10 protein-coding genes are annotated in these 11,761 nt (G+C 71.6%); 4 read left to right on the forward strand and 6 right to left on the reverse strand.

All coding sequences use genetic code 11. The features are described from left to right. Positions 1–80: 80 nt before the first annotated feature. From ACIGXW_RS26420 to ACIGXW_RS26430, 3 genes are all read left to right on the forward strand, one after another. Positions 81–2,309, forward strand: a complete 2,229-nt coding sequence (locus ACIGXW_RS26420; RefSeq protein ID WP_399575282.1) for an acetate--CoA ligase family protein — start codon at positions 81–83, stop codon at positions 2,307–2,309. Positions 2,310–2,385: 76 nt separating this feature from the next. Then, positions 2,386–3,261: an enoyl-CoA hydratase/isomerase family protein gene (locus tag ACIGXW_RS26425; protein ID WP_399575283.1), complete on the forward strand. Its 876-nt coding sequence runs from the start codon at positions 2,386–2,388 to the stop codon at positions 3,259–3,261. Between the two features lie 60 nt (positions 3,262–3,321). Continuing rightward, complete coding sequence (locus ACIGXW_RS26430; RefSeq protein ID WP_399575284.1) at positions 3,322–3,981, forward strand: flavin reductase family protein; 660 nt, start codon at positions 3,322–3,324, stop codon at positions 3,979–3,981. A gap of 22 nt (positions 3,982–4,003) precedes the next feature. On the opposite strand, the gene ACIGXW_RS26435 is transcribed toward ACIGXW_RS26430, so the two are convergent. The 5 genes from ACIGXW_RS26435 to ACIGXW_RS26455 form a co-directional block, all read right to left on the reverse strand. Next, a complete protein-coding gene (locus tag ACIGXW_RS26435) occupies positions 4,004–5,008 on the reverse strand; it encodes a hypothetical protein (RefSeq protein ID WP_399575285.1) in 1,005 nt (334 codons plus the stop codon). 195 nt (positions 5,009–5,203) lie between these two features. Beyond that, on the reverse strand, positions 5,204–6,277 hold the full coding sequence (locus tag ACIGXW_RS26440; protein ID WP_399575286.1) for a Zn-dependent alcohol dehydrogenase: 1,074 nt from the start codon (positions 6,275–6,277) through the stop codon (positions 5,204–5,206). A gap of 34 nt (positions 6,278–6,311) precedes the next feature. Continuing rightward, positions 6,312–7,775 carry an aldehyde dehydrogenase family protein gene (locus ACIGXW_RS26445; protein WP_399575287.1) on the reverse strand — a complete coding sequence of 488 codons (1,464 nt, stop codon included), beginning with the start codon at positions 7,773–7,775 and terminating at the stop codon, positions 6,312–6,314. Continuing rightward, positions 7,772–8,935: an acyl-CoA dehydrogenase family protein gene (locus ACIGXW_RS26450; protein ID WP_399575288.1), complete on the reverse strand. Its 1,164-nt coding sequence runs from the start codon at positions 8,933–8,935 to the stop codon at positions 7,772–7,774. Before ACIGXW_RS26450 ends, ACIGXW_RS26445 begins: the two co-directional genes overlap by 4 nt. A 26-nt stretch (positions 8,936–8,961) precedes the next feature. Further along, entirely contained in the window at positions 8,962–9,873 is a 912-nt protein-coding gene (locus ACIGXW_RS26455) for an SDR family NAD(P)-dependent oxidoreductase (protein ID WP_399575289.1), read from the reverse strand. A gap of 120 nt (positions 9,874–9,993) precedes the next feature. Here ACIGXW_RS26455 and ACIGXW_RS26460 point away from each other — a divergent pair, with 120 nt between their 5' ends. After that, the gene (locus tag ACIGXW_RS26460; RefSeq protein ID WP_399575290.1) at positions 9,994–10,920 is read left to right on the forward strand and encodes a cyclase family protein; all 927 of its coding nucleotides are present in this window, start codon (positions 9,994–9,996) and stop codon (positions 10,918–10,920) included. Between the two features lie 282 nt (positions 10,921–11,202). Here ACIGXW_RS26460 and ACIGXW_RS26465 read toward each other — a convergent pair whose 3' ends face one another. Further along, a complete protein-coding gene (locus ACIGXW_RS26465; RefSeq protein WP_399575291.1) occupies positions 11,203–11,682 on the reverse strand; it encodes an ATP-binding protein in 480 nt (159 codons plus the stop codon). Positions 11,683–11,761: the final 79 nt, after the last annotated feature.

Genomic DNA, 11,761 nt, shown 5'->3' on the forward strand with positions numbered 1-11,761 from the left:
ACCATTCCTGACGGCTTGTCAGATCGGTAATCTGACTCCACGTCAGCTTATCGGCCATTGAGCAGGAGTGGGCGAGAACGATGCTCGGATCGACTCACGGCACCCTCACCACCACCTCCCGTCCGGCCCGCGTAGTGGCCTGTGGCCGACGACCAGGCCCCATGGTCCACGGCACGGCCTCTCCCGCCGGCGACGACCTGGACGTCAGCGGGCGCCCCCTGCGCTCCGACGTCCCCGACCTGGACCGCTTCTTCCGCCCCGAGACCGTGGCCGTCATCGGCGCCTCGGAGACCGAGGGCCGGCCCAACACCCGGATCACCCGGCAGCTCATCGCCTGGGCCGAGCGCGTCGGCGCCCGCGTCCATCCCGTGCACCCCACCCGTGCCACCGTTTTCGGTCTCCCCTGTCATGCGTCGGCCCGCGACGTGCCGGGGCGGATCGACGTCGCCGTCGTCCTCGTCGGCGACCCGGTCCCGGTCGTCGAGGAGCTGGCCCACTGCGACGTGGCGTTCGCCGTCGTCTTCGCTTCCGGCTTCGCCGAGACGGGCAGCGAGGGGGCCGCCGCACAGGCCCGGCTCGCCGCCGCCCTCCAGGGCACCGGCACCCGTCTGCTCGGGCCCAACACCAACCTCAACGCCTTCGAGCCCGTCCGCGACGACCTCAACGGGCCGGCCATCGCGCTGATCACCCAGTCAGGCCACCAGGGCCGGCCGGTCTTCAGCCTGCAGGAGCTGGGCATCCGGCTCTCGCACTGGGCCCCCACCGGCAACGAGGCGGATCTGGAGTGCGCCGACTTCATCTCCTACTTCGCCACCCGGCCCGAGGTCGGGGCCATCGCCGCCTATGTGGAAGGGCTCAAGGACGGCCGCGCCTTCCTGCTCGCCGCCGACCGGGCCGCCCGCCACCACGTGCCGGTCGTCGCCGTCAAGGTGGGCAGGACCGAGGTCGGGGCCCGCACCGCCGCGACCCACACCGGCAAGCTGACCGGCGCCGACGACGTGGTGGACGCCGCCATGCGGCAGTTCGGCGTGATCCGCGTGAACGGCCTGGACGAGCTCCAGGACACCTCCGCCCTGCTCGCCCGCGCCCGCCCGCCCCGGGCCGAGGGCATCGCCGTGTATTCGATCTCCGGCGGCACGGGGGCGCACTTCGCGGATCTCGCCACGGCGGCCGGGCTCGATCTCCCCGTCCTGCCGGCCGCCAAACAGGCCGAACTCCACCAGTGGATTCCCGACTATCTGAGCACCGCCAACCCCATCGACAACGGCGGTCACCCTGTGGGCGACTGGCGCGGCCGCAAGATCATCGATGCCGTCCTGGCCGACCCCTCCGTCGGCATCCTCGTCTGCCCGATCACCGGCCCCTTTCCCCCGCTGAGCGACAAGCTCGCCCAGGACCTGGTGGACGCGGCGGAGAAGACGGACAAGCTGGTCTGCGTGGTCTGGGGCTCCCCGGTCGGCACCGAGGACGCCTATCGCAGCACCCTCCTCGGCTCTTCCCGCGTGGCCACCTTCCGCACCTTCGCCAACTGCGTCACCGCCATCCGCGCCTACCTCGGCCACCACCGCTTCATCGCCGGCTACCGCTCTCCCTTCGACGAGGCGCCCCGCGCCCTGTCCCCCTCGGCCCGCAAGGCCCAGGCATTGCTGCGCCCAGGTGAGCAGCTCAGCGAGCATGCGGCGAAGCAGCTCCTGCGCGCGTACGGCATACGCGTGCCCCGCGAACACCTGGTGACCAGTGCCGCCGCGGCCGTGCGCGCGGCCGCCCAGATCGGCTACCCGGTCGTCATGAAGGCCTCGGGCCCCCACCTGGCCCACAAGTCGGAACTGGGCCTGGTCAAGATCGGGCTGACCTCCGCCAGCCAGGTCCGCGACGCCTATCGCGAGCTCACCGACATCGCCCGTTACGAAGGGCTCCCCCTGGACGGCATCCTCGTCTGCCAGCGGGTCGGGCGCGGTGTGGAGATGGCCGTCGGCATCACCCACGACCCTCTCTTCGGTCCCACGGTGACGGTGGGCCTGGGCGGCGTTCTCGTGGAGGTCCTGGACGACACGTCCGCGCGCGTACCGCCGTTCGGCGAGGACCACGCGCGGGCGATGCTCGGCGAACTGCGCGGGCGGGCCCTGCTCGACGGGGTCCGGGGGGCTCCCCCGGCCGACGTGGACGCCCTCGTCGAGACCGTCCTGCGCGTCCAGCGCATGGCTCTGGAACTGGGCGACGACCTCGTCGAGGTGGATCTCAACCCGCTGGTGGTCCTCGAGCGCGGCCAAGGGGCCGTGGCGCTCGACGCGCTGGCCTTCTGCCGCTGACGCGGCAGCCGTGCCCCGACCCCTCCCCCGGCCGGCCGACCGCGCGCGAGGCGCCCGTAGGAAAAGGAGCTCCCCCATGAATCTCTCCCCCCGTGAGACATCCCCCGAGCCCGCTGGGCACGGCGAACCGGACGGCTCCGTCGTGCCCGGCGGCTCCGATGACTCATTGGTACGGCACGCCACTGACAACGGCGTCGTCCTGATCACCCTCAACCGGCCCCAGGCGCTCAACGCCATCACCCCTGACCTGCGCGAACGTCTTGTTTCGGAATTCATCGGGATCTCCGCCGACCCGGCCGTGCGGGCCGTGGTCCTCACCGGCGCGGGCAGGGGATTCTGCTCGGGCGCCGACCTGCGGGCGGCCCCCGCGGCGGCCGCCGCCGCGCGCGTTCCGGGCGATGTGGCCCGTACGATCCGCGTCGGCGCGCAGCGGCTGATCAGCGCGGTGCTGGACTGCGAGAAGCCCGTGATCGCCGCCGTGAACGGCGCCGCGGCGGGGCTCGGCGCGCATCTCGCACTGGCCTGCGACCTGGTCCTGGCCGCCGAATCCGCGCGGTTCATCGAGGTGTTCGCCCGCCGCGGTCTGGTGCCCGACGGCGGCGGCGCGTATCTGCTGGCCCGGCTGGCCGGGCCGCAGCGGGCGAAGGAGCTGATGTTCTTCGGCGACGCGCTCTCGGCGACCGAGGCGGAACGGTTCGGCCTGGTCAATCGCGTGGTGGCGGACGCGGAGCTGAGCGGGACGGCACGGGCGTGGGCCGAGCGGCTGGCGGCGGGGCCCACGCGCGCGCTCGCCCTCACGAAACAGCTGGTCAACGCCTCGCTCGAGGCCGATCGGGCGGCCGCCTTCGCCGCCGAGGCGGCCGCGCAAGAGATCAACGCGATGACGGCGGACGCGGCCGAGGGCGTGCTCGCCTTCGTCGAGCGCCGGAGCCCCGCCTTCCGGGGGCGGTGACGGCTTCGGCGCCGGCGGTGTACGTGCGAACCCTTCCGATCTGACGGTGCATCAGATTCAATGGGGTTCATGATGGGACACGCCGGGATGGCGGCCATCGCCGTGCGCCGCCTGCGCTCGACGGGCGCGCCGGCCACCGCTCCGCCTTTCGACCCACACCCTCGCCCGCGACTGCGCGCCGTCAGGGCGGACGAGCGGCCGCCGCCCGCTCCGGAGGAGTTCCGGAACGTACTCGGCCACTTCGCCAGCGGGGTCACCGTCATCACCGCTCCGGGCATGGAAGGACAGCCGCCCGCGGGCTTCGCCTGCCAGTCCTTCTCCTCGCTGTCCCTCGACCCGCCGCTGGTCGTCTTCATGGTGGCCCGTACGTCCACCACCTGGCCGCGCATCGCCCGTGCGGGAGTGTTCTGCGCCAACATCCTCGGCTCCGGGCAAGGGCCGCTCTGCCGGGGTTTCGCGGTCAGAAGCTCGCAAACAGCCGACAAGTTCACCGACGTGCCCTACGAAGGGGCTCCGGTGACCGGTTCGCCGAGGATCGCAAACGTACCGGCCTGGGTCGACTGCACCATCCACGCGGTCCACACGGCCGGAGACCATCTCATCGTCGTCGGACGTGTGGAGGCGCTCGGAGTGGACGACAGCGCGGCGGGCGCCGGGCCGTTGCTCTTCCACCGGGGGGCCTTCGGAACGTTCGACGGGTTCGGCCCGTACGGCGACTGAGGGGCGAGCTCTGAGGGCGGTCTCACCGCTTGTGCTTGACCACCTTGGTCAAGGTGTAGCGCTTGCCGGAGCCGGGCTTGCCGATCTCGTGGTAGATCCGCGGTTCCTTCTCCGTACCGATGACATTCCAGTCCCGGGAGAGCTCGCAGACGCTGATCCGCAAGGAGACGCCCTGCACCCGCCCGTCCTCCTTGACCGCCTTCCACGTGCCGGAGCCGTCGCAGTCCTTGGGCTTGTCCTTGCCGGTGCCGTCCCAGATGAAGTTGTCGAGCCCGTCGGCGACCGCGTTGCCGTCGGTGGCGAGCCGGACGGTGCCCCCGCGGCCGTCGGTCCAGGTGCCGGCGAGGTCCGACTTGGTCAGCCGCGGCGGCTCGTACACCTTCACCAGACCGGTGGCGTACGCGCCGCCGCCCAGTGTCGCGACGGCCAGCCAGGCGATCGCCCCGACGCGCGCCACTCTCCGGGCCACGCTCCCCCGGCGGGCCTCGCGGACCCGGCGCGCCGCCGCCTGACCCGCCAGGGTGGCGGGCAGCAGGCCGACCGTGAGGAACACCCACCACAGCAGGTAGCTGAGAGCGGGCGCGAAAGAGAGGCTGCCCAGCGCCGCCACGGCGCCGAAGACGACCACCGCCCCCGCCGCGACCACCGGAACGGCGGCGAGGACCCACAGCCGGCTCTCGCCGCGCCACCTGGCCGCAGCGGCCCGGCGGGCCAGCGTCAGGCCCGGCATCACGGCGGCAGCGGTCACGAAACCACTGACCAGAACCGTCAGGAGAAGGACACCGCATACGAGCGCGGCGATCAGGAGGGGGCTGCTGGGGATGCCTTCGTGCTCGCGCGAGAGCAGGACGAGCACGCCGGCCGTGCCGGCGATGAAGACCTCCGCACAGAGCGTGGCCATCGACGCGCAGAACGCGGCGCCGAAGCCGTCGCCGTTCGTCGGCCGCTTCAGCGCCGTGGCGGACCTCTCGGGTACGGCGTCGGTCGCCTCGTCCGGTATTGCGTGCGGCTCAGCCTTCTGTGTCATTTGCGCCCCTCTCTCCAAGAATGAGTTCCCCGGAGGCCGAGAGGTTCCGTCGTGAGAGGCCCAAGACCGCACTCACCCCACCGGTCCACCGAATCCATCGGCAACGAGGTCCGGACATGCCGCCACGCCAACCCCACACTCAGGCAGCGGCCGGCGCAAGACCTACGGCAGGGATCACATAAGGGGCGGACCGGGTCACCGATCGAACGAAAGGACGCCGCGAGCCACCGTACGGTTGTTCACGTCGCTCGCCGCGCGCTCGAAATCCTCGACCGGATAGACCTTGGTGACCAACTCGTCGAGCAGGAGCCGTCCTTCGCGGTAGAGCCGCGCGTAGAGCGGGATGTCGCGCTGCGGACGGGAGGAGCCGTAGCGGCAGCCGAGTATCGACTTGTCGAGGTAGAGGGACGAGACGAGGAAGGACGCCTCCGCGTCGGCGGGCGGGACGCCGAGCAGCACCGCCTGACCGTGCCGGTCGAGGAGATCGACCGCCGTCCGGATGAGGCGGGTGTCGCCGACGCACTCGAAGGCGTGGTCGACGCCCGTCGGCAGGATCTCCCGCACGGCGGCGCGGATGTCGGGGACGACGGAGGCGTCGACGAAGTGGGTCGCGCCGAAGTGCCGCGCTGTCGCGCCCTTCGCCGGATTGGCGTCCACGGCGACCACGGTGGAAGCGCCGGCGAGCCGGGCCCCCTGCAGGACGTTGAGCCCGATGCCTCCCGCGCCGATGACGAGGACGGATTCGCCATGGCCCACCCGGGCACGGTTGAGGACGGCGCCGACGCCGGTCAGGACGCCGCAGCCGATGAGTGCCGCCGAGACCAGCGGAACGTCGTCGGGGATCTTCACCGCCTGGACGGCCTTGACGACCGTGCGCTCCGCGAAGGCGGAGTTGGAGGCGAAGTGGAAGAGTTTCTCCCCACGGCGGGAGAAGGGCCGGCCCGGCCTGCCGATCGACTGGCGGCACATGGTCGGCCGGCCGCGGTCGCAGTCCGCGCAGACTCCACAGGCCGCCAGAGTGGACAGTGCGACATGATCTCCGGGAGTGAGGTGGGTGACGCCTGAGCCGATCGCCTCGACAATCCCGGCGCCCTCGTGGCCGAGGACCACGGGGACGGGGTAGGGGATGGTGCCGTAGATGACCGACAGGTCGCTGTGGCACAGTCCCGCGGCGACGACGGCGACGAGCACCTCGCCGGGGCCGGGAGCGCGGACGTCCAGGTCGTCGACGACCTGCGGCCGCTTCCCGTCGAAGATGACGCCTCTCATGATGTGGTCCTCTCCGGCAGCGGGGATGGGGCGGTCAGGACGGCCACACGACCGACTGGAGCTCGCTGTACGCCTCCAGGGCGAAGGAACCTCCGTCGCGGCCGACCCCGCTGTCCTTGAAACCGCCGAAGGGCGTCTCGGGGTGGCGCTGGGCGGTGTTGATGCCGACGTTCCCGCTGCGCAGGCGCGCTGCGAGCGCCCAGGCCCGCGCGGTATCGGCGCTGAAGACGTAGTCGTAGAGGCCGTAGGACGTGCTGTTGGCGATACGGACCGCCTCGTCCTCGTCGTCGAAGGCCATGGCGGCCACCACGGGGCCGAAGAGCTCCTCACCGGCGACGGTCATGCCGGGCGCGACATCGGCGATGAGGGTGGGAGCGACGTAGAACCCGGTCCGGGTGCGGGGGCGGGCACCGCCGACGACGATGCGGGCCCCTTCCTCGCGGGCTCCGGCGATGTACGCCTCGACGCGGTCGCGCTGCGCGGCGGAGATCAACGGGCCGACGATCGTGGAGTTATCCACAGGGTCCCCGACTGTCAGTGACTCCGCGTACTGTTTGAGACCGGCGACGACCCGCTCGTACAGCGATCGGTGGACGAGCACCCGGGTCGGCGCCGTGCAGATCTGCCCGCTGTGGAACGACCAGACCGATCCAACAGCTGTGATCGCCGACTTGAGCACCGCGTCGTCGGCGTCCCCCAGGACGATGGCCGCGCCCTTGCCGCCCAGCTCCATCAGGGTGCGCTTCATCGACCTCCCCGCGGCTTCGGCGATCTTCTTTCCCACGGCGGTGGAGCCGGTGAAGCTGATCATGTCGACGGCCGGGTGCGCCACGAGCGCCTCGCCGGTCGCCGGTCCCGAGCCGGTGACCACGTTGAACACCCCGTCCGGGAGGCCGGCTTCCCGGAACAGCGGGCCCAGCTCCAGGCAGCACAGGGGGTCCTGGGGCGCCGGTTTGGCGACGACCGCGTTGCCCATGGCCAGGGCGGGGGCCACCTTGCCCGCGAGATTGACGATCGGGAAGTTGTAGGAGGTGATGCAGCACACGACGCCCACGGGGCGACGGACCGCGGCGGCCCCGATCAGGCCGCCGGGCGCGAGCGGGCCGGAGGCGACGGCCCGCGGCGCGAGGGGAATGACCTGCGGCTCCATCGCACCGCGCGCGTAGCGCCGGAAGCGGTCGGCCGCCGGGAGCACCTGCAGGGACGAGGCGACGCGCAGGGTCGCGCCCGTCTCGGCCTGGAGGAGGGGGACGAGGTCTCCCTTGCGTTCGGTGAGCAGATCGGCGATCCGGTCCAGCACGGCCGCGCGTTCGCGCGGATCGGTACGGGACCAGCCGCCCTGTGCGGCCTGTGCGGCGGTCACGGCGTCGGCGACTTCGGCGGGAGTCGACTCCGGGGCCTCCCCGACGACCTCTTCGGTCGCCGGATTGACAATTGGATAGTGCCCCTTTTCCGGCGCGCGCCAGGCGCCGGCGATCCAGTGCCCATACGCCGTCATGGTCGTGGCTCCTTCGGCAGGCCGAGGACGCGCTCGGCGATGATGTTGCGCTGGATCTCGTCCGAGCCGCCGTAGATCGTGTCGGCCCGGCTGAAGAGGAACAGGCGTTGCAGGGCGTCCAGTCGGTACGGCCTGTCGGCGCGCCAGTCGTCCGGTCCCAGGGCGGCGGACGCGCCCCGCACCTGCATCGCCAGTTCGCCGAGCCGTCGGTGCCAGCCGCCCCACAGCAGCTTGGCGACGCTGGGCACCCCGGGGTCGTCGGCCGCTCCCAGGGTCCGCAGGGCGTTCCAGCGCATGGTCTGCAGGTCGGCCCATTGCCGTACGAGCCGGTCCCGTACCGCCGTCTCCGCTGCGGCTCCGCCCTCCACGGCGAGACGGATCACGCGGGCCAGCTCGGCGGCGAAGCCGATCTGCTGGGCCAGGGTGGACACCCCGCGCTCCCGCGCCAGAAGTCCCATGGCCACCCGCCAGCCGTTGCCCTCGCCGCCGACGAGGTGCTCGGCCCGGGCCTCGGCGCCGTCGAAGAACACCTGGTTGAAGTCGGCGGCCCCGGACATCTGCCGGATGGGACGGACCTCGATCCGGCCGGGCTGGTCCATCGGCACAAGGAGAAAGGAGAGTCCGTGGTGGCGCCGGGACCCCTCGGTGGAGCGGGCCAGCACGAAGCACCAGTCGGCCTCATGGGCGAGGGAAGTCCAGATCTTCTGTCCGCTGATGCGGTACGTGCGGCCGCCGTCGGCACGAACGGCCGCGGTGCGCACGGCTGCCAGGTCGGATCCCGCTCCGGGTTCGCTGTAGCCCTGGCACCAGAGCTCCTCGCCCCGGGCGATGGCGGGGAGGAAGCGGGCGCACTGGGCGTCGTCGCCGTGGGCGAGGAGGGTGGGGCCCAGGAGGTTCTCGCCGAAGTGGCCGAGGCGGGCGGGCGCCTGGGCGCGGGCGTATTCCTCGGCCCAGACGACCTGCCCGGTCAGGGTGGTGGTGCGGTTGCCGTAAGTGCCGCGGGCGGGGTTCCAGCCGAGGCCGATCCAGCCGGCGTCGCCAAGCTCGCGTTCCCAGGCGCGGCCGGCGGCACGGGCCGGCTCACCGGCGGTGTGCTCGGCCAGCCAGGCCCGCGCCTCCTGGCGGAACGCCTCGTCCTCCGGTCCGAATGCGAAGTCCATGCCCTCTCCCGTCGGCGCTCGGTGCGTTACGCGTTGGGGCGTTGTCCGGCGGCGGCCGCGTCGGCCATCGCCTGGAGCCGGTCCAGCATCGGCATCGGGTCGGTGCCCACCGTTCCCGGGAGGATGTCGGCGATCCGCTCGGGGGTCCAGGGCCCTTCCGCGTAGGCGGCACGCAGTTCGCGCGGCTGCGCCCAGACCGCGATCTTGGGGCCGGCGACCGTGTAGACCTGTCCGGTGATCCGCTCTTCGCGGGCGCGCTCGCTGAGCAGGTAGACCACCAGCGCGGCCACGTCTTCCGGCTCGCCGATCTCCTTGAGCTCCATCGGCACGTTGGCGGACATGCGGGTACGGGCCACGGGCGCGACGCAGTTGGCGGTGACGCCGTACTGGTGCAGGCCCAGTGCGGCACTGCGGACGAGGGAGATGACACCTCCCTTGGCGGAGGCGTAGTTGGCCTGCGCCACGCTGCCCTGGTGGTTTCCGCTGGTGAAGCCGATGAGGGTGCCGCTCCGCTGCCGGCGCATGACGGCGGAGGCGGCGCGGAAGACGGTGAAGGTGCCCTTCAGATGGGTGGCGATGACCGGGTCCCACTCCTCTTCGGTCATGTTGAAGAGCATGCGTTCGCGGAGGATTCCGGCGACGCAGACGACGCCGTCCAGGCGCCCGTACCGCGCCAGTGCCGTATCCACGATCCGCTGGCCGCCGGCCATGGTCGACACGTCGTCCGCGAGGGCGGTCGCCTCGCCGCCCGCGGCTTCGATCTCCTTGGCGACGACGGTCGCGACCTCACTGGTGGGCTTGTCTCCCGCGAGGGACACGCCGTGATCGTTCACGACGACCTTGGCGCCCTCGGCGGCGGCGGCCAGGGCGACGGCTCTGCCGATGCCGCGCCCCGCACCGGTGACGGCGACCACCTTGCCGGCCAAGAAGTTCCCCACGGTGTGCCCCTTCCCGCAGTTTCTGACGGCCCGTTAGATTTTTGGGCAGCGAGGGCGCGAGCACAAGACCTGTAGGCAAGCAAAGGCGAACGACGAAAGATCGCGATCCGGGAGGATTCCATGCCGTTGCCGGGCGAGTTCCACGAGCTGGCCAAGCGAGTCAACAACTGGGGGCGCTGGGGGGCGGACGACGAGATCGGCACCCTCAACCTCATCACCGACACGGTCGTCCGCACGGCGGCCGCGACCGTCACCAGCGGACGACGCGTCCCACTGGCCCTTCCGCTGCGGCAGGACGGAGTGCAGACGGGGGTGATACCCGGCAGGGTCAATCCACTGCACACCATGGTCGCGATCAATGTGGAGCTGTTCGGGCCCGGGACGGTTGCCACCAGCGATGACACCGTGACCATGGGCCTCCAGGCGGGCACCCACTGGGACGGACTCTGCCACGTCTCGCACGGCGGGAAGCTCTACAACGGACGCCCCGCGGACTCGGTCACCGCACACGGGCGCGCCGCCTTCAGCGGCGTCGAGAAGGCGGGGCACATCGCCTCACGCGGAGTGCTGCTCGACGTAGCGCGCGCCAGGGGCGTGGACCGGCTCCAGGACGGCCATGCCGTCACGCCCGAGGATCTCGAGGCAGCAGAGGAACTGGCCGGGGTCACGGTCGGGTCCGGCGACATCGTGCTCGTGCGAACTGGCCAGATCCAGCGGTATCTGACGGGTGACAAACAGGCGTACGCCTACCCTTCGCCCGGCCTGTCGATCCGCACTCCCGAGTGGTTCCACGCCCGCGATGTCGCGGCCGTCGCCAACGACACCCTGACCTTCGAGATCTTCCCGCCGGAGATCGAGGACCTCTGGCTGCCCGTGCACGCGCTGGACCTCGTCGAAATGGGCATGCCGCAAGGCCAGAACTGGAACCTGGAAGTGCTCTCGGAAGCCTGCGCGGAGGAGCGACGCTACGTGTTCTTGCTGGTGGCCATGCCCGAGCCGTTCGTCGGCGGGGTCGGGACACCGGTCTCGCCCGTGGCGATTTTCTGAAGGGAGGCCACCGCGCGTCACACCCCTCCGACAGGCGGGCGCTTGGACCCCGTTCAACGGTTCGGGCGGGCGGCGGCGTACAGATGCGCACCCCGAGCACGGCACCGTACGCCGCCACCCAGCTCCGGCGCCTGAGCCCTGCTGTCGCGCCGGGCCGCGACCCGCACTCGCCAAGGCAGCCCTGGGCACATGGGCCTCTCGACGTCCCCTCGCAACGAATCGCTGCATCCAAGGGTGATCACGTGAACACTTCACGTCAACACCTGGTCTGGACTTTGTCGACTAAGCCCGATTTGTCGCGGCGTGTTGTGGCTCAAAAGTGCCGCTCCAGAGGGGAGCCCCGCGATCGACCTCGCACCAGATGCGCTTGCCGGCGCCCTCCCGGTGCCACCCCCAGCGGTCGGCCAGGCCGTCCACGAGCTCCAGACCCCTACCGCCGGTGTCGTCACCCTCGGCGCACCGCCGCCGCGGCGGGCGGGCGCTGATGTCGGCGACCTCGACCCGGACGGTGTCGATGCGCGGCCCCGCGGCCGCGCCGACGGTGGCACCCGCGCCGGGGAAGAGCATGCGCAGGACGGCCGGACAGCCGGTGTGGACGACGGCGTTGGTGACCAACTCCGAGATCAGCAGGACCAGCGTCTCGGCGAGGGGCTCATCGGCCCCTATGCCCGATCCGGCGAGCCGCGACCGCGCCCACCTGCGAGCCCGCCCCACCTCCGCGGGGTCGGCCCGAACCTCCATCTGCATCTGAAGCACCTGCACCGCTCACACCATCCGAACCGGCGGACACAACGCCTCGCGTCTCAGGGGGATCACGGAACGTGAGCCCCGTCCGAGACAG

This window comes from Streptomyces sp. NPDC053079 (assembly GCF_044546695.1).
Classification (GTDB): domain Bacteria; phylum Actinomycetota; class Actinomycetes; order Streptomycetales; family Streptomycetaceae; genus Streptomyces.